The sequence below is a fragment of the Janthinobacterium sp. GW823-FHT03B06 genome, from assembly GCF_058796955.1.
Genome location: NZ_JBXAJE010000002.1, coordinates 760,423 through 778,771, shown reverse-complemented (window position 1 = coordinate 778,771; position 18,349 = coordinate 760,423). Strand labels below are relative to the sequence as shown.

Below are 18,349 nucleotides of genomic sequence, written 5' to 3'. Positions count from 1 at the left end.
TCTTTAATTGAAATGAAGGATATCCATGGTACCGCTTTCCGACTTCCCCATCACCCAAAAATGGCCTGCCCGGCACCCCGAGCGCCTGCAGCTGTACTCGCTGCCCACGCCGAACGGCATCAAGGTCTCGATCCTGTTGGAAGAGCTGAGCCTGGCGTACGAGCCGCACCTGGTCAGCTTCGAGCAAAACGACCAGCTGTCGCCCGCCTTCCTGTCCCTCAATCCCAATAACAAGATTCCCGCCATCCTCGACCCGGACGGTCCCGACGGCAAGCCGCTGGCCCTGTTCGAGTCGGGCGCCATCCTGCTGTACCTGGCGGAAAAGACGGGCAAGTTCCTGCCGCAGGACGCGGGCCTGCGCTATGAAACCATCCAATGGCTGATGTTCCAGATGGGCGGTATCGGCCCCATGTTCGGCCAGGTGGGCTTCTTCCACAAATTCGCCGGCAAGGAATACGAAGACAAGCGTCCGCTCGAACGCTACCTGGGCGAAGCGAAGCGTTTGCTGGGCGTGCTCGAGCAGCGCCTGCAGGGCCGCGACTGGATCATGGGCAGTCAGTACACGATTGCCGACATTGCCATCTTCCCGTGGGTGCGCTGCCTGGTGGGTTTCTATGGCGCGGGCGACCTGGTCGGTTTTGATAATTTCCCGAACGTGCAGCGCGCGCTGGACGCGTTCCTGGCCAGGCCAGCCGTTGCCAGGGGCGTGGATATTCCCAAGCGTGGTTAAAACAGGCGGCGGCCGGGCGGCGCTACAATGCGCCATCGGCCGCGCTGCGCGGCAGCTTTGATCTGAGACAATGAAATCCACCCGGCAAGATTTTCCCGGCGCCCACGGCCATGTGCTGGCGGCGCGCCTCGACGCGCCCGACGGCGCCATCCGCGCGTACGCGCTGTTCGCCCACTGTTTTACCTGCGGCAAGGATGTGCTGGCCGCGCGGCGCATCGCGCAAGGCTTGACGGAACACGGCATCGCCGTGCTGCGCTTCGACTTCACGGGACTGGGCGCCAGCGAAGGCGAGTTCGCCGCCACGAATTTCTCGTCGAACGTGGACGACCTGGTCGCGGCCGCCGATTTCCTGCGGGCAAAACATGCTGCGCCGCAATTGCTGATCGGCCACAGCCTGGGCGGCGCCGCCGTGCTGGCCGCCGCCGCGCACGTGCCGGAAGCGACCGCCATTGCCACCCTGGCCGCGCCGAGCACGCCCGCCTACGTGACGCGCATGTTCAGCGAGCATCTGGAGCGAATCGCCGCCGAAGGCGAAGCGCTGGTGCAGCTGGAAGGGCGGCCTTTCCGCATCCGCCAGCAATTCGTCGACGACGCTGGCAGCCACAGTTTAAAGGAGCACATCGCCGGCCTGCGCCGCGCCCTGCTGGTGATGCACGCGCCGAACGACACGACGGTAAGCCTGTCGAACGCGATGGATATCTTTACGGCAGCCAAGCACCCGAAAAGCTTCGTCTCGCTCGACGATGCCGACCACTTATTGACGGGGCGCGATGATGCGGCCTATGTCGCCAATGTCATCGCCGCGTGGAGCGCGCGTTATATCAACTAAGCTGAACTAAGCGGTCGCCCATGAAAAACGCCGCGTCAGCAGAGGCTGGCGCGGCGCAGATACTATTGGTACTTTACAACACCTGACAAAATCGTAGCGAGCGGCAGTGATTTGTGGCCGAGAAGCGCAGCCGTGCTAAAGCACGGTGAGCATCGCCGGCCGCAAAGCGCGACGCGCAGTAGATTTGGTCAGGTGTTCTCAGTCTTCGTCAAATTCGGCCGAAAGATCCTTCCAGCCCTTGCTGACGGCAAAGGCGGAAAATTCCTCGGGCGCTTCCAGGACGATCAGTTTCTTGTCTTGCAAGCCCAGGTCGCCATGGCCGAAGTCGGGGCCCACGTAGCCAAGGCTGCGCAGGCGGGCCAGGATGTGGCCGACCAAGGTCTTGTCCTTGTAGGCGCCCGCTTCGAGCGGGGCGGCGAAGTCGACGTAGACGTCGATGATGCCGTAGCCTTCGTCGAAGATGCGGATGGCCTTGATGTCATGGGCACGGCCGGAGCCGTCGGTGGCCTTGAAGGGGCCGCTGAGCTGGATGTCGGTGTCATTGTTCATGCCGCCAGCATACACCAAAAGCCGGCCCCGCATAGGGGGCGCGGCGCAAAATCGCCGGGCAATCTCCGCCTCAGCGCGCCTGCAGGATGGCCGACAGGCGGTCGCGCGTGCCGGCGATGCGTTCCAGTTGCGGGTAGCGCAAGCCGCCGTGGTAGTCGAGCGCCACCGTCTGGAATTGCTTGCCCTTTTTGACCAGCAAGTTGATCGGCTGCGGGCTGGCCTTGGCCGCCTGGATGGCCGCCTTCAGCAGCTTGGGCGTGTAAGCCGTGCCATTCACGGCGAGCAAGGTCGTGTTGCCGGACAAACCTGCCTGGAAGGCGGGGCCGTCCCACAGCAGCTTGCCCAGCTTGCCATCCTTGTCGATCGTCAAACCCAGCGAATAGCTCAGGTCCGTGCTCTTGCTGCGCTCTTCATTCGCTTTCAGGAAGGGCGTCGGCGTGTCGCGGTAGACGAGTTTCCAGCCGGCGCGGGCCAGGCCATCGAGCGGTGCGCCGGGGCCGTGGCTCTCCAGGCGCGTGCGCAAAAAGGCGGCCCAGTCGTGCGGCTGCACGGCGTTCAGGGCCGCGACGACATCCTCGAAGGTGTAGGGCAGGGGCGTGGTGCTGCCATCCTGCATGCCAAAGAAACTGCGGGCGAAGTCGTCCAGCGAGCGGCGCTCGCGGGACAGTGCGCGGATGGTGGTGTCGACGTCGAGCCAGATCAGCGCGCCTTCCATATAGTAATCCTCGTCGCGCTGCCAGCTGCTCCAGGCTATGGGACGCCGGCCATTGATGATGGGATCGTTCGTCGTATCCTGCATGGTGCGCCAGCTGCGCCCGGGCATCACGTCGTAATGGGCTGCCGTGGCGGCGAACAGGTCGCGCATGTTGGCTGGCGCCACCAGGCCGGAACGGGCCGCCAGCACATTGCCCCAATATTGCGTCTGGCCTTCGTAGACCCACAGCAGGCTGTTTTGCAGCGGCGTGTTGAAATCCGGCGTGCCCTGACCGGCGGGACGGCGGAACTTGCCGTTCCACGAGTGCACCAGCTCGTGCGGCAGCAGCACGCGGCCCGCCTCGTTCTTGTCCCACTCGCTGAAATAGCCGGGCTTGACGCCGTTTTCGCTCGACTGCAGGTGTTCGCGGCCGATGCCGCCGAACTCGTCGCTCAATGCCAGCAGGAAATCATAGTGGCGGTAATGGCGTGCGCCGAACAATTTGTAGGCTTGCTGCAGCATGGCCCGGTGTTGCTCGACTTGCTGCGGCGACGCCTCCAGGCTGTCGGCGCTGTCGGCCATCACGTTCAGCAGCACGGGCACCTTGGCACCCGGGTCGAGGTCGATGCGCTCGACATGGCGTCCGGCAAAGACGGGCGAGTCGACCAGGGTGTCAAGGTCCAGCGGCTCGAAATCGACTTGCTGGCTGGCCGGCGTGGCCGCCCGCGCGCGCACTTCCAGGGCGCTGGCAAATTCCCAGCCGGCCGGCAGGGTCAGGCTCGGTTGCACGAGAATGTCGCGCGCGGCGCGGCCCGCCGGATACAGGGTCATCGCATGCCATTGCACGCCCAGCATGGCGCTTGTCATGGTGATGCGGCCCTGGCTCGTGTCGACGGGCGAAAGGAGCTGGTATTGCGCTTCCACGGCCGTGGCGCCGGCCGGCACGTCGAGGTGAAAAGCGAACATATTGACGGGGTCGCGCCGCCACTCCAGGGGCTGGCCATTGGCGGACAGGCGCAGGCCGGCCAGCTGGTTCAGCGGGCCGCTGGGGCCGTGGTTGCCCGGCACCCATTGCGGATACAGCAAGGTCAGCTTGCCGGGCGCGGCGGGAATGCTTGCGCGGATGCTGAACAGTTGCTGCGCCACGTTGCTGGCGTCCACATGCAGCACGATGGGGGGAGCAGTGGGCGAGGCGGCCTGGGCCGCAGTGGAAACGAGAAGCGAGAAGGACAGGGACAGGACGGCACGGGAATAGGGCATGGAGCGGGGCATGGGACGGGGCGGCGGGGAGGACAAAGGCCGAGTCTAGCATTCTGTAAAAATTTCTTACAAATTTGAGGCCGTCTGGGGCGTTTTACGCCAATTTCAAGGCCTTGAAAGGGAGTGGAGAGGCCGTATATCGGTAACAGGCGGATGCTCATGGTGAGGTCCGCCCCTCTTATCGCTTCATTTGAAAAGGATATTTATCATGCGTACTTTTGACCTTGCTCCTCTGTATCGTTCCGCCATCGGCTTTGACCGCCTGGCACAGCTGCTCAACGAACAGCGCGCCGATGCGCAACCGAGCTATCCGCCTTACAACATCGAACTGGTGTCGGAAGATAAATACCGTATCGTGATGGCATTGGCCGGCTTCTCGCGCGAAGAGATCGACATCATCACCGAACGCGACTCGCTGCACGTCACGGGCCGCAAGCAGAAAGATGGCGTCGAGCGCACGTTCTTGCACCGCGGCATCGCTGCCCGCGATTTCGAACAGCGTTTCCAGCTGGCCAACCACGTGAAGGTCACGGGCGCCACGTTTGAAAACGGCATGCTGACCATCGACCTCGTGCGCGAAGTGCCGGAAGCGCTGAAACCGCGCAAGATCGAGATCGGCAGCGGCACCGGCAGCGATACCGTCAGTGTGCTGGAACAGCGCCAGGCAGCCTGATCTGATCGCGGCGCCCCTAGGGCGCCCGGGCTAGCTTCTCTCATGCAGTAAAATACTGGCCGGTTGATCCGGCCAGTGTCACGTCCGGAGCCCGTTCGGGCTTCCATTGATTGTCATGCGGCACGCAAGATTAAACCCTGCTTAAAGGCGCAAATGCCTGTTTCCAAATGGAAAAATGTTAAGCACCGCCTAAGACTCGTGGCCCACTATTGCATACATCAAAATCTCATTGAATGAGGAGCAATTCATGGAACAGCAAACGAATACCGCATCCCTGAAAATCAAACGCACCGTAGCCGCGCTGGCCGCGATCGGTGTGCTGGGCGCCGGCGGCGCCATGGTGGTGCATCAGAATAATGCCGGCGCGAATGCCGCCGCCGCTGGCGCCCCCGCCGCCCCCGTGGCTGCGGCCGTGGCGCCCGCCGCCAGCGCGCCGCTGGTGGCCTTGCCCGACTTTAGCCAGATCGCCGCGCGCAACAGCCCGGCCGTCGTCAATATCAGCGTCACGGGCAGCACCAAGGTGGCCTACGACCCATCGGCCCAGGCCGGCAGCGACGATTTCGGCAACGACCCCTTCTTTGAATTCTTCCGCCGCTTCCAGGGCCCGCAAGGCGGGCAGCGGGGCGGCCGCGACGTGCCCACGCACGGCCTCGGTTCCGGCTTCATCGTCAGCCCCGACGGCGTCATCATGACGAATGCTCACGTGGTGCGCGATGCGCGCGAAGTGACCGTCAAGCTCAACGACCGCCGCGAATTCCGCGCCAAGGTGCTCGGCACAGACCCGAAGACCGACATCGCCGTGCTGAAAATCGACGCCAATAACCTGCCCGTCGTGCCGCTCGGCCATTCGAGCGACCTGAAAGTGGGCGAATGGGTGTTGGCCATCGGTTCGCCCTACGGCTTTGACAGCACGGTGACGGCCGGCGTCGTCAGCGCCAAGGGCCGTTCCCTGCCCGACGACAGCAATGTGCCGTTCATCCAGACGGACGTGGCGGTCAACCCCGGCAACTCGGGCGGTCCGCTGTTCAACACGCGCGGCGAAGTGGTCGGCATCAATTCGCAGATATACAGCCAGACGGGCGGCTTCCAGGGCTTGTCGTTCGCCATCCCGATCGACCTGGCCGGCCGCATCAAGGACCAGATCGTCGCCACGGGCAAGGCCAGCCACGCCAAGCTGGGCGTGACGGTGCAGGAAGTCAACCAGGGCTTTGCCGACTCGTTCAAGCTGGCCACGCCGGAAGGCGCGCTGGTGGCCAACGTCGAACGGGGCAGCCCGGCCGACAAGGCGGGCCTGAAATCGGGCGACGTCGTGCGCAAGGTGAATGGCCAGCGCATCATCGGTTCGGCCGACTTGCCGGCGCTGGTGGGTACCTCCTTGCCAGGCGACAAGATCACCATGGATGTCTGGCGTGACGGCAAGATCGTCAGCCTGACGGCAACCCTGGGCAATGCAGCCGACAAGGTGGCCGACGTGGCGAAGAGCGACAGCGCCGCCGGCAAGGTAAAGCTGGGGCTGGCCCTGCGTCCGTTACAATCGGATGAAAAACGCGAGGCGGGCATCAGCGCCGGCCTGCTGGTGGAAGACGCGGGCGGTGCCGCCGCGAATGCCGGAGTGCAGCCGGGCGACGTGCTATTGTCGGTCAATGGCCGTCCCGTCAACACGGTCGAGCAGGTGCGCGACGTGGTGGAAAAATCCGCCAAGTCGGTGGCCTTGCTGATACAGCGCGGCCCCGATAAGATCTTCATTCCCGTGCGGCTGGGGTAAATACCGGGGTCAGACCCGCCGGGTCTGACCCCAGCCTTCCGCTATGGGGCAAATAAATAAAAAAGGAGCGGCCATGCGGCTATTGCTGGTAGAAGACGACACGATGATCGGCGAGGTGGTGCTCGACTTGCTGCGCGCCGAGCATTACGCGGTGGACTGGGTCAAGGATGGCGACATGGCCGACACGGCCCTGCAGACGCAGACTTATGACCTGGTGCTGCTGGACCTGGGCTTGCCCCGCAAGGACGGTCTCGACGTGCTGCGCTCGATGCGTTTGCGCAAGCTCGACACGCCCGTGCTGGTCGCCACGGCGCGCGACGCCGTCGAGCAGCGCATCGCCGGCCTCGACGCGGGCGCCGACGATTACGTATTAAAACCGTACGACCTCGACGAACTGCTGGCGCGCATCCGCGCCCTGCTGCGGCGCGCCTCGGGCCGGCCGGAACCGGTCTTCGAGCACCAGGGCGTCTCCATCAATCCGCTGACGCGCGAAGTGATCGCCGAAGGCCATCCCGTCAACCTGTCGGCGCGCGAATGGGCCGTGCTGGAAGCGTTGATCGCGCGCCCCGGCATCGTGCTGTCGCGCGCGCAGCTGGAAGAAAAGCTGTACAGCTGGAAAGATGAAGTCAACAGCAATGCCGTGGAAGTGTATATCCATGGCTTGCGCAAGAAGCTGGGCAGCGACTTGATCCAGAACGTGCGCGGCCTCGGCTACATGGTGCCCAAGGCATGAGGATGAAGGTTACGGTGACGCACTCGCTGCGCGGCCGCCTGCTGTGGTTTTTGCTGGCGGCCATCATCATGGCGGCCCTGGCGCAGGCGTCGATCGCCTACCGCAGCGCCCTGTACGACGCCGACCAGATTTTCGATTACCACATGCAGCAGATGGCCCTGTCGCTGCGCTCCGGCGCGCCGCTGGCCAACCACGCGCAAGCCTTGCCGGCCGACCCCGTCAACAACGATATGGTGGTGCAGGTATGGACGCCGGACGGCGTGCAGGTGTTCCGTTCGATCACGCGCGCGGAACTGCCGCAGCGCGCCGTGCTGGGCTTTTCGAACGTGAAAGCCAACGGCACGACTTACCGCATCTTTTCCGTGCAAACCAGTTCCCAGACCGTGCAGATCGCCCAGGACATGGCCGTGCGCAAGCGCATGGCCGGCAGCCTTGCGCTGCGCACGGTGGGGCCGATTGCCCTGATGGCGCCTATCCTGATGCTCGTCGTCTGGTGGGTCGTCAGCGGTTCGCTGGCGCCCGTCTCGCGCGTGCGCAAGCAGGTGGCGGCGCGCCAGGCGGACGATCTGTCACCCGTTTCGGAAGCGGGCTTGCCCGACGAAGTACGGCCCCTGGTGCATGAGCTCAATCTTTTGTTCGGCCGTGTCAAGACGGCGTTTGACGCCCAGCAGCACTTTGTTGCCGACGCCGCGCATGAATTGCGCACGCCGCTGGCGGCATTGAAACTGCAGGTATTGAGCCTGGAGCGGGCCGAATCGCAGGAAAAGCGCAGCCTGGCGATCAGCCGCGTGAGCGCCGGCATCGAGCGGGCCACGCGCCTGGTCGAGCAGCTGCTGGTACTGGCGCGCCAGGAAGCGAGCGCCGCCAGCGGCGACCAGCTGCAGGCGGTGGACTTGAACGACGTCGTCAAGCGCGCGCTGGGCGACATGGCCGGCATCGCGCAGGCGCGCAAGATCGACCTGGGCCTGCATCACATGGATGCGGCCAAGGTGGCCGGCCAGGCCGACGCGCTCAACATCATGCTGCGCAACCTGGTCGACAACGCCATCAAGTACACGCCGCAGGGCGGCACCGTTGACATCGACCTGCGCGCCAGCCCCGTCGGCGTGACGTTATCGGTGGAAGACAGCGGCCCCGGCATCCCGCCCGAAGAGCGCGAGCGCGTCTTCAGCCGCTTCTATCGCGTGCCCGGCACGGACGCCAACGGCAGCGGCCTGGGCCTGGCCATCATCAAGGCCATCGCCGAGCGCCATGGCGCGCGCCTGGTGCTCGACAAATCCGAGCGCCTGGGCGGCCTGTGCGTGCGCGTGGAATTCCCGCAAGCCGTGAAATGAGCGTTTTAATCGTCATCTTTGGCATGTTGCATTGACGCGCGCGCCGTGGCCCTATATTGTCTGCGAAACAAGCAGAACCAGACCACGGAGCGCAGCATGCAGAGAATCGGATTTTCAGGAACCCTCGACCCCATCACCAACGGCCACATGTGGGTGATCGGCGAAGCGCGTTCGCTCGCCGACGAGGTGATCGTGTTCCTGTCGCAAAACCCCGCCAAGCGTCCCCAATTTCCCGCCGAAGACCGCAAGCGCATCATCGAGCAGAGCGCGCGCGAGTGCGGCTGGGACAATGTGCAGGTGGTCATCGTCAAGGGCGACTACACGGCGCGCGCGGCGAAAAAGCACGGCTGCGACTACCTGATCCGCGGCATCCGCACGACGGCCGATTTCGACTATGAAAACCTGATCCAGCAAACGAACGTGGACGTGTTGCAGGGCGCCAAGACCATCTTCGTCATGCCGCCGCGCGACCTCGGCTCCGTCAGTTCCAGCTTCGTCAAGGCGCTGGAAGGGCCTGTCGGCTGGAACTGGACCATGAAGAAATTCGTTCCCGGTCCGGCCTACCAGGCATGGATACTCGACTGCCTGCGCAAGGAGTGGGAAGCGTTGTGGCACTACGCGACCGCCTCGCAGGCCGACATCGCGCTGGCGGATCACTGGTTCGCCCACCTGACGGGGCCGCAGGCGTATGGCGGCGCGGACCGCCACTATCACAATCTCGACCACCTGGTGCACGGCCTGTCCGAAATCCGCGTGTGGGCCGACAATACCTATGCGCCCAAGCGCGACAGCGCGCTGGTCAAGAAAGCGTTCTGGTTCCACGACGCCGTCTACAGCCACGATGACGATGCACTGTATTCCAGCGAAGAGGCGAGCGCCCAGCTGTGGCTGGCCAGCGGCCTCGATGCGGGCGATAATCAGGATGTGGCGCAATTGATACGCGCCACCGACCATTTCCAGGGTCCCGGCATCAGCCACGCGCTGAAAGACGCCATGCTCAGCGCCGACCTGGCCATCCTCGGGCAGGATGACGAGGTGTACCACGCCTACACGCAAGCCATCGGAAGAGAATACGCGCACGTGGACCCCGCGCGTTTCAACGAACAGCGGGGCCTGGCCCTGCAGCACCTGTGCGCCAAGGCGCAGGCGGGCCAGCTGTTTGGCGATGCGTATTTCGCCGACCAGTACAACGAGCGGGCGATTGACAACATGCAGAAAGAGATCGCAGCGCTGGCGGGCGGCTGATCCGATGCGCGGGCGTTTGCCGCCGCCCGCGTCTATTGCGTGGATCGCTTCACCGCATGTTGTACCTGCAGCAGCATCCAGTCGCATTCGAGGCGCAGTTCCGCCTCCCGGTTGTTGATGGGCCCCCAATGGTGGCGATTCTGCCTGAGTCCCAGGGCCGCCAGTTCGACGGCGAAGGCGGGGCAGGATTTGGATAGTTGCTGGAACGCCAGGCCATCCTTTTCCACGCCATGATTTTCCAGATCGCCGGGCCTGCGATGCACGCCTTCCTGGAAAACCGATAGTAGTTCCGTGGAGTTGGTGTACGACGCGTATAGCTGGCGCATCAGCCGCGAGTGCCCGATCAGGTTATAGCTGGATTGGAACAGTCCCGCCTCGGCCGTGCTGGCTGCCGTATTCTTGGCGCTCTTGTCGCGGCCTTCGCAATAGCGGCCTGAACTTTCGCGCATGCCCAGGCCGGTCAGGAGCACATATAAGTGCCGCAGGGTATCGGCGCCATCCTTGTCATTCCGCATCCCCAAGGCCGCGAATTGTCCGCCATACCAGTCCAGCGCATCGTCGTTGTCGTTGCCATGTGCGGCCGCGGCCATTGCCACGGCCGTGGCATCGTTTTCTTGCCAGTTGTGGTATGCCTTGGCAAATGCCAGGGCCATGCCCTTGATGTAGCCTGCCGGCGCGATGCCGCGCTCGGGCCAGTCGTAACGTGCCAGTTCGGAATGGGCTGCAATGTCCAGTATTGTTGCTTGTAACTGGGCCGGCAATTGGGCGGGCACATCAGCTGGCAGCGGCAAGGCCGGTGCCGTCAGCGGGGCGGTGGCGATGTCTGGATCGCTGGGGCGCAGGAAATACTCGGTGCGTGTTTTGTCCTTGCCTGAGGCATAGCGTGTATGGGTCTGCGCCTGCTGGTTGTCGGCGATGCGCATGGCATCGGCGTCGAGGCGTTCCGCCACGAGGTAGATGTGGTCGGCGCCAGGCGGCTTCTTCAGGTCATACGTGACGCCGACATCGCCGGCCTGCTGCTCTCCTACGCCGATGCGCTGCCAGCGGCGCGATTGACTGCCGCTGCCGCCCAGGCGTTGCGCCAGGTGTCCCGCGCCCAAGGTGAGGGGGATATCCACGCCTGCAGAGATCAGCAGTGCGCTCAATGTTGCCGCGCAACCTTTCTCCAGCGGCGGCTGTGCGTTTTTCAGCCCAAGCTCCGCAGCCGCGCGCTGCTGGGCTGCGTGCAGCAGTGCATCGCTATTGGCCGCCGCGATGATTTGTTTGCTCAGTTCCTTGTCCATGGGTATGCTCCAGGTTGTCATCGGAATATGGTTTGTCATCGCACTCCGGTGAAAGTTCACCGTAAGGGATTGATTCCGCCCTGGGTTTGCCGATCAGGATGCAGGAGCCGATTGCGGCCAGGGCAAGCTCGCCCAAGGCCGCCCTGGCGTACAGCGTCTATTGCTGGCCCAGCGAGTAGAGGGAAGCGACCAAGCCGGCGCTACCGCCTGCCCGTATGCCCGCCGCATGCTGCAGCGCATCCTCGAGCCGGTCGTTGCCCCAGAACAGTTCACCGTCACTGATGAAGCTAGGGGCGCCGAACAGCTTGAGTGCTTGTGCCTGCTCAGTCTGGCGGCGCAGGCGCAGCTTGTTGTCCTGTGTCAAAGCCAGCGCCAGGATGGCGCGTGCATCGAGGCCCAGTTCCTGCAAAGCCTCGCTGACGGCCTCGGTGTTGTCGATATCGCGGTCCGCGGCGAAATTCATCGCCATCATGCGGCGCGCAAAGGGTGCAATCCAGCCCTGGTCCGCGCCGATCAGCGCCACGCGCATGGGCAGCAGGGCCGTGCGGGGGAAGGTGCCCGGTTGCCGCCATGGCAAGCCGTACTTTTCGCACTGGCGCGCCATGTCGCGCCACATGTAATCGCCCTTGAGTTTTTGCAGGATGAAGGGCGACGTCTCCCAGCCCAGCGCCTTGAAGACGACGCCCAGCAGGAAGGGTTTCCAGATCACAGGGACCTGCTTTTCACGCGCCAGCGCTTCGATGCGCATGGCGCTCAGGTAGCTGTAGTTGCTGCCGAAATCGAACCAGAATTCCAGTGCCGCCATGGTATCGCTCCCAGGTCAGGCCGCAGCCGCCCTGGCGCGCGCCGCGTGCAGTTTCTTGAAGCTGTCGATCAGGCGCTGGTGCCTGTCGAGGCCTTCCAGCTGCATGCTGGTCGGGGTCAGGCCGAAGAAGCGCACGCTGCCATCTACCGAGCCCAGCACCGCGTCCATGCGTTCGTTGCCAAACATGCGGCGGAAATTGACGGCGTAATCGTCCAGCTCCAGTTCGTCATCGAGTTCCACTTCCAGCACCACGTTCAAGGCTTGATAGAACAGCTTGCGCTCAAGCGTGTTGTCGTTGTACTGCAGGAACGTTTCCACCAATTCCTTCGCTTCCTCGAATTGCTGCAAGGCGAGATGAATCAGCAGCTTCAATTCCAGGGTCGTCAGCTGGCCCCACACCGTGTTTTCGTCAAACTCGATGCCGATCAGTGTGGCGATGTCGCCGTACTCGTCGAGTTCGCTGTTTTCCAGCCGGTCGAGCAAGTCTTCCAGGCTGGCATCGTCCAGCTGATGCAGGTTCAGGATGTCGGCGCGGAACAGCAGCGCCTTGTTGGTGTTGTCCCAGATCAAATCTTCGACCGGATACACCTCGGAATAACCGGGCACGAGGATGCGGCAGGCGGTGGCGCCCAGCTGGTCATACACGGCCGTGTACACTTCCTTGCCCATGTCGGCGAGGATGGCGAACAGGGTCGCCGCTTCCTCGGCATTCGAGTTTTCGCCGTGGCCAGAAAAATCCCATTCGACAAAATCGTAATCGGCCTTGGCGCTGAAAAAGCGCCACGAGACGATGCCGCTCGAATCGATGAAGTGTTCGACGAAGTTGTTCGGCTCGGTGACGGCTTCGCTGGCAAACGTCGGCTGCGGCAAGTCGTTCAAGCCTTCGAAACTGCGGCCCTGCAGCAATTCCGTCAGGCTGCGCTCGAGCGCCACTTCCAGGCTCGGGTGCGCGCCGAACGAGGCAAACACGCCGCCCGTGCGCGGGTTCATCAGGGTGACGCACATCACCGGGTACACGCCACCCAGCGACGCATCTTTCACCAGCACGGGGAAACCCTGTTCTTCCAGCCCCTGTATGCCCGCCAGGATGCCCGGGTATTTCGCCAGCACTTCCTGCGGCACGTCGGGCAGGGCGATCTCGCCTTCGATGATTTCGCGCTTGACGGCCCGTTCGAAAATTTCCGACAGACATTGCACCTGGGCTTCGACCAAAGTATTGCCGGCGCTCATGCCATTGCTGACATACAGGTTTTCAATCAGGTTGGACGGGAAATACACGGTCTCGCCGTCGGACTGGCGCACGTATGGCAGCGAGCAGATGCCGCGCTCGGCATTGCCGGAATTGGTGTCGATCAGGTGCGAGCCGCGCAGCTCGCCATCGGGGTCGTAGATGCCCAGGGTGTACGCATCGAGGATTTCCTTCGGCAGCGTATCCTTGCGGCCCGGCTTGAACCAGCGCTCGTTCGGATAATGGACAAAATCCGCGTTGGCGATGTCGTTGCCCCAGAACGACCCCGCGTAGAAATGGTTGTTGCTGAGGCGCTCGATATACTCGCCCAGGGCCGACGCCAGCGCGCTTTCCTTGGTTGCGCCCTTGCCGTTGGTAAAGCACATGGGCGAATGCGCATCGCGGATATGCAGCGACCACACGTTCGGAATGATGTTGCGCCACGAGGCGATTTCGATCTTGATGCCCAGGCCCGCCAGCAGGCCCGACATATTGGCGATGGTCTGTTCCAGCGGCAAATCCTTGCCGACGATATAGGTATTCGCGCCCGGCGCCGGATTCAGGGCCAGCAAGGCCTGGGCATCAGCATCCAGGTTTTCGACTTCTTCAATGACGAACTCGGGGCCCGTCTGCACCACTTTTTTCACCGTGCAACGGTCGATCGAGCGCAGGATGCCCTGGCGGTCCTTGGCCGAGATATCGGCCGGCAGCTCGACCTGGATCTTGAAAATCTGCTGATAACGGTTTTCCGGATCGACGATATTGTTTTGCGACAGACGGATATTTTCCGTGGAAATATTGCGCGTATCACAATACAACTTCACGAAGTACGCGGCGCACAGTGCCGACGATGCCAAAAAGTAATCGAACGGGCCAGGCGCCGAGCCATCGCCCTTGTAGCGGATGGGCTGGTCGGCGATGACCGTAAAATCGTCGAACTTGGCTTCGAGACGCAGCTTGTCGAGAAAGTTGACTTTAATTTCCATGAGGTAATCCAATACTGTGCTTATGAGTTAGGCGCTATTATCCTTGCTTTCCGCCGCGGGACAAAGATTGTTCGCCGCGGCAGCGTTGGCCGGGAGCGGTTCCCCCCCTGTTGTCGTGACAATGCATGAGTTTTTCGGTTCGATAAGTGGCTATCCTCCATGGGAGCAGTACCGGGGTGTTGACCGCCACTGAATCCCCTGCGGTTCACCGCCTTTTTACTTTCGCTTTGCCTGCACTATTTCAAGGATGAGCTGATGCAATTATCTAACTATCTATTCTTTACCACGATGTGCGAAGAAGCACTGGGGTTCTACACGCAATGCGGGCTGGGCACGATTACCGATGTCTTGCGATTTGGCGTCGATGGCATGCCGGTCCCGCATGAAGCCATGCGCGGGAAAATCATGCATGCACGGTTTGAGGGACCAGGCGTGTTGTTCTTTGCTTCGGATAATGATGATGCGGAGCCAATGCGAGGGTCTGCGCATATTTTGCAGATGAAGGACAGGCAGTTAACAAAACAGTTGTTTGACAAGTTGGCGGATCAAGGTGTGGTCACGACACCGCTCGCCGTACAGATTTGGGGCGATTATTTCGGTAAATTGACCGACCGGTTCGGGGTGCAGTGGATGTTGAACTGTCCTGTCTGAATTGCCTAGACGAGGGGGAGCCATCCCTCGTCCAGCGTCTGCCGACCGGGAGTTGATGCAAAAAAAACAGCGGCTGCCCATGCCGGCGCAGTCGCTGTTTCTTCAGGTGGACACGGTGATCAGAACTTCACCCACAGCCGGCCGAAATACGAGGCGCCGTTCAGGCCGAACTGCACGCTGTCGTACTTGAAGCCGTTGTCCGTCTCGTCCGCGTTTTGCGTGGTGGGCTTGACGTTGAAGATGTTGTTGCCGCCAAAGGTCAGCTTGGTATTTTTGTTGATGCTGTAGGTGAAGCTCAGGTCGGCCGAGGTCTTGGCCGCGTAGCGGGCGTTCGGTACGCCGGCGGCCGTGCCGCTGAAGGTGCCCAGGGTTTGCGGGCCAAAATAAATGATGCGCAAGTCCGATTCCAGCTTGCCCGTGATGTAGTCGAAGCCCAGGGTGGCTTTCGCGCGCGGGCCGCCCTGTTCGATGAACAGGCGTTCGCGCTCGGACAGCAGCACGTCTTCAAAGCCCGTCAGCGAGGCGGGCGTCTTGACTTTCGTCACTTCCGTTTTGCTCAAATTCAAGGCCAGGAAGGTGTTCAGGCGGTTGCCGGCGAATTCTCCCTTGTGCGAGGCCGTCAGGTCCAGCCCGCGCGTGCGCGTGTCGACGGAATTGACGAAAAATTGCGCTTCCGTCACGCCCAGCAGGGCCAGGCGCGCGGCCAGGTCAGGATAGTTACCGGCATTGAAGCGGCCCGACAGCACGATGCGGTCCTTGATCTTGATATTGTACAAGTCGGCCGTCACGGAAATGGCCTGCGTCGGCGTCCAGGTAGCGCCAAACGTAAAGCTGGTGGATTTTTCCTCTTTCAGCTTGGGAATGCCGGCCGCGTTGGCGACGGCGCCGCCATTGGGCGCCAGCACCACGTCGGTGGCGACGCCGCTGACGAAGTCGGTAAAGGTGGACGAGAAATACACTTGCTGCAGCGATGGCGCGCGGAAGCCCGTGCTGGCCGAGCCGCGCAGCAGCACGTTCGGCGCCACTTTGTAGCTGGCGGCCAGCTTGCCCGTCACGGTGGAACCGAAATCGCTGAATTTTTCGTAGCGCAGGGCGGCCTGGGTTTTCAGACGTTCCGTCCAGTCCAGTTCCACGTCGCCATACGCGGCGATGCTGTGGCGTCTGGCCTTGGTGGCATCGCTGGGCTGGAAGCCGGGAAAGCCCTGGCTACGGCCGTTGCCGCCCACGCCCACGCCGTCGGCGTCGATGTAGGAGCCCGGTTCGCCGGCCATGATCTTGTATTCCTCGCTGCGGTACTCGGCGCCGAAGGCCACGTTCATGCCGCTCATCACCGTATCGTAGTAGCGGCTGAAATCGGCGTTGCTGGTCAGCTGCTGGAACGAGAAGCCGCCCGCGTCAAAGCTGCTGGCGCTGACGCCCTTGCCGCCGTTCATCAGGTCGAGGTTGGCGATCGAGGCGTTCAGGGTATGGCTGATGTCGTAGCGCATCTTGTTGTAGCCATAGGTTTGCGAAAAGTCCGCATGCCATTCGCCGATCTGGCTGCGGTGGCCGATGGTGGCGTACTGGTCGTCGATCTTGCCGTTAATGAACGGTACGAAACCGTCCGGGTACATGGCGGCCGAATTGCGCGCAGGGATGTCGTCGCTGCCGATGCCGCCCCGGCCGAACGCGGCGCTGGACGCGTCGCGCGTCTGCGCGCCGGCCGTGAAGTACAGCTTGCCCGTGCCGCTGGTGGCGTAGTCGCCATTGACGTACAGGGTCTTGTTCCTGGACTTGGTGTCGCCGATGATGCGCATGCTGTCCGCGTCGGCCCGGTTCGAGCGGCCCCGGTCCAGGTATTCGCCCGTGATGGCAAGCGTGCCCTTGTCGCCCAGCGCGATGCCGCAGTAGGCGGACGTCATGTAATTCTTGCCGTCGCCTGCGGAATACTGGCTGTAGCCGGCCACCGCTTCGCAGCCCAGGCTTTTCTTCAGTTCGATGTCGATCACGCCGGCAATGGCGTCCGAGCCGTACTGGGCGGCGGCGCCGTCGCGCAGCACTTGCACGTTCTTGATCGCCAGCAAAGGAATCGCATTCATGTCCGTGCCCGTGTTGCCGCGGTTGCGCGCGCCAAACAGGTTGACCAGGGCCGTCGTGTGGCGCCGCTTGCCGTTCACCAGCACCAGGGTCTGGTCGGAACCGAGGCCGCGCAGGGCGGCCGAATCGATCAGGTCGGCCCCGTCGGCGCCCGTCTGGCGCGTGGAGTTGAACGAGGGCGAGATGTATTGCAGCGATTGCGCCAGGTCAAACTGGCCGCCTTGCTCGGCTACCTTGGAAATGGGGATGATATCGACGGGCACCATCGTATCGGTGGAGGAGCTGGCGACCCGGCGCGAGCCGACCACGCTGACCGTTTGCACGGGACCGTCCGTGGCGGCCGCTTCCGTGGACTGGGCCATGGCGGCGGGACTGAAGGCGGCCAGGGCGGCGCTGCCGTACAGGCTGATGAGGATGGCTTGACGCAAGGTGGTGAGGGTCGGCACGCAGTATCTCCAAGTGGCTGATGAGCAAGATTCGTGACTTGATTCTAGTGCCATCATTTCAGCATTCACCAGCGATACTTTGTTTTGTTATTACAAATTTGCTGTAACTGTTGTTTCCTGGTTGATTCTCTTTTGGGCGCTGCCGGGCTTGCCTTGTACTGGTGCGCGATGCCCCGTTCAGGTGCTGCGTTGCACCATGCCGCCCACCCAGATTGCCTGCGTGCTGTATTGCACCTCGATCAGACACGGCTGCTGCGTCACGTGGCCCTGATGCAGACGCAGCGACTGTTGCAAATGTGCCGATAGCGCGCCTGCCGCCACGCCCGTGGCGCTGTCTTCCAGCGCCGGGTCGCGGTGGTTGAAGTTGCGTCCTTCATATTCGCTCTCGCCCGTGCGGCAATACGCATAGCAGCCGCTGACCTGATGCAAGGCGCTCCAGTCGGCGATCAGTTCCAGGTTAGGCCGCAGCGCGCGCAGGGTGGTGCGGTCGGCCACTTCCAGCAGCAGCTTCGGGCTGCCGACGGACGCGATCACGGGCGGCGACAGCAAGTGCATGTGCTGGCCCATCAGTTCCGACGGCACATATTTTTCCAGCATGACGACCGGTGCCGGCTGCGATGTCAAGCCGATGAATATCCCTTCCGCGCGGCGCACCAGCTGCAAGGCTTGCCCGCGCATGGCCGTGCTCACCGTCATCGCCGCCGGCGCGCCGGGCGCCGTCAGCAGCACATGCGCGGCGGCCAGGGTAGCGTGCAGGCACAGGGCGCTGCGCGTGTGCGGATAAAAATAGTCGAGCACGATGGCGCCGTCCGCCTGCCGGTCGAGGAAGACGCAGGCGCTGACCTGGCGTTCGCGCGCGAAGGTCTGGCGCGCCGTTTCGCTGCTGCCGTCGTTTTCCACGACCAGTGCCGCATTGCCGCCGCCGAGTACGGCGCCGAAACATTTTAATAAGTAGACGATCATGGCGCTCGATGGGCAAGATAAAACACCAGCATAAACGAAAATAAGTGCAAAGCTTCGCGATGTCTTGGCTGGATGGAGTCAAAGGCTGCGCCTATTGAC

The 18,349-nt window shown here is 62.8% G+C and carries 15 protein-coding genes; 8 read left to right on the top strand and 7 right to left on the bottom strand.

Translation table 11 applies throughout. The annotated features are described in order from the left end of the window. Positions 1-25: 25 nt before the first annotated feature. Positions 26-730 carry a glutathione binding-like protein gene (locus AC1RBA_RS09505; protein WP_492417867.1) on the top strand — a complete coding sequence of 235 codons (705 nt, stop codon included), beginning with the start codon at positions 26-28 and terminating at the stop codon, positions 728-730. A 70-nt stretch (positions 731-800) separates the two neighbouring features. Beyond that, on the top strand, positions 801-1,559 hold the full coding sequence (locus AC1RBA_RS09500) for an alpha/beta hydrolase family protein (protein WP_230505687.1): 759 nt from the start codon (positions 801-803) through the stop codon (positions 1,557-1,559). A gap of 198 nt (positions 1,560-1,757) precedes the next feature. Here AC1RBA_RS09500 and AC1RBA_RS09495 read toward each other — a convergent pair whose 3' ends face one another. Further along, positions 1,758-2,108, bottom strand: a complete 351-nt coding sequence (locus AC1RBA_RS09495) for a hypothetical protein (protein WP_034783462.1) — start codon at positions 2,106-2,108, stop codon at positions 1,758-1,760. A 70-nt stretch (positions 2,109-2,178) separates the two neighbouring features. After that, positions 2,179-4,062, bottom strand: coding sequence for a M61 family metallopeptidase (locus AC1RBA_RS09490; protein ID WP_492417864.1), 1,884 nt, complete (start codon positions 4,060-4,062; stop codon positions 2,179-2,181). Positions 4,063-4,270: 208 nt separating this feature from the next. On the opposite strand from AC1RBA_RS09490, the gene AC1RBA_RS09485 reads away from it, so the two are divergent. The 5 genes from AC1RBA_RS09485 to coaD all read left to right on the top strand — a co-directional run bounded on the left by AC1RBA_RS09485 (position 4,271) and on the right by coaD (position 9,812). Next, positions 4,271-4,735 (top strand): Hsp20 family protein, encoded by a 465-nt coding sequence (locus tag AC1RBA_RS09485; protein WP_121670224.1) that lies wholly within the window; start codon positions 4,271-4,273, stop codon positions 4,733-4,735. Between the two features lie 247 nt (positions 4,736-4,982). Beyond that, positions 4,983-6,500: a Do family serine endopeptidase gene (locus tag AC1RBA_RS09480; RefSeq protein ID WP_492417862.1), complete on the top strand. Its 1,518-nt coding sequence runs from the start codon at positions 4,983-4,985 to the stop codon at positions 6,498-6,500. Between the two features lie 73 nt (positions 6,501-6,573). Then, positions 6,574-7,233: a response regulator gene (locus AC1RBA_RS09475; RefSeq protein ID WP_070221454.1), complete on the top strand. Its 660-nt coding sequence runs from the start codon at positions 6,574-6,576 to the stop codon at positions 7,231-7,233. A 2-nt stretch (positions 7,234-7,235) separates the two neighbouring features. Next, positions 7,236-8,567: an ATP-binding protein gene (locus AC1RBA_RS09470; protein ID WP_492418136.1), complete on the top strand. Its 1,332-nt coding sequence runs from the start codon at positions 7,236-7,238 to the stop codon at positions 8,565-8,567. A gap of 96 nt (positions 8,568-8,663) precedes the next feature. Continuing rightward, positions 8,664-9,812: a pantetheine-phosphate adenylyltransferase gene (coaD, locus tag AC1RBA_RS09465; protein ID WP_492417860.1), complete on the top strand. Its 1,149-nt coding sequence runs from the start codon at positions 8,664-8,666 to the stop codon at positions 9,810-9,812. Positions 9,813-9,844: 32 nt separating this feature from the next. Here coaD and AC1RBA_RS09460 read toward each other — a convergent pair whose 3' ends face one another. From AC1RBA_RS09460 to AC1RBA_RS09450, 3 genes are all read right to left on the bottom strand, one after another. Continuing rightward, positions 9,845-11,095: a hypothetical protein gene (locus AC1RBA_RS09460; RefSeq protein WP_492417858.1), complete on the bottom strand. Its 1,251-nt coding sequence runs from the start codon at positions 11,093-11,095 to the stop codon at positions 9,845-9,847. Positions 11,096-11,252: 157 nt separating this feature from the next. Further along, positions 11,253-11,900, bottom strand: coding sequence for a 2-hydroxychromene-2-carboxylate isomerase (locus tag AC1RBA_RS09455; RefSeq protein WP_492417856.1), 648 nt, complete (start codon positions 11,898-11,900; stop codon positions 11,253-11,255). Between the two features lie 15 nt (positions 11,901-11,915). Then, the gene (locus tag AC1RBA_RS09450) at positions 11,916-14,114 is read right to left on the bottom strand and encodes an OsmC domain/YcaO domain-containing protein (RefSeq protein ID WP_492417854.1); all 2,199 of its coding nucleotides are present in this window, start codon (positions 14,112-14,114) and stop codon (positions 11,916-11,918) included. A 255-nt stretch (positions 14,115-14,369) separates the two neighbouring features. On the opposite strand from AC1RBA_RS09450, the gene AC1RBA_RS09445 reads away from it, so the two are divergent. Beyond that, positions 14,370-14,765: a VOC family protein gene (locus AC1RBA_RS09445; protein WP_121670220.1), complete on the top strand. Its 396-nt coding sequence runs from the start codon at positions 14,370-14,372 to the stop codon at positions 14,763-14,765. Positions 14,766-14,884: 119 nt separating this feature from the next. Here the strand turns inward: AC1RBA_RS09445 and AC1RBA_RS09440 are convergent, their stop codons facing one another. Beyond that, positions 14,885-17,287: a TonB-dependent receptor plug domain-containing protein gene (locus tag AC1RBA_RS09440; protein ID WP_492417852.1), complete on the bottom strand. Its 2,403-nt coding sequence runs from the start codon at positions 17,285-17,287 to the stop codon at positions 14,885-14,887. A gap of 177 nt (positions 17,288-17,464) precedes the next feature. After that, complete coding sequence (locus AC1RBA_RS09435; RefSeq protein ID WP_492417850.1) at positions 17,465-18,250, bottom strand: PhzF family phenazine biosynthesis protein; 786 nt, start codon at positions 18,248-18,250, stop codon at positions 17,465-17,467. Between the last annotated feature and the right edge of the window lie 99 nt (positions 18,251-18,349).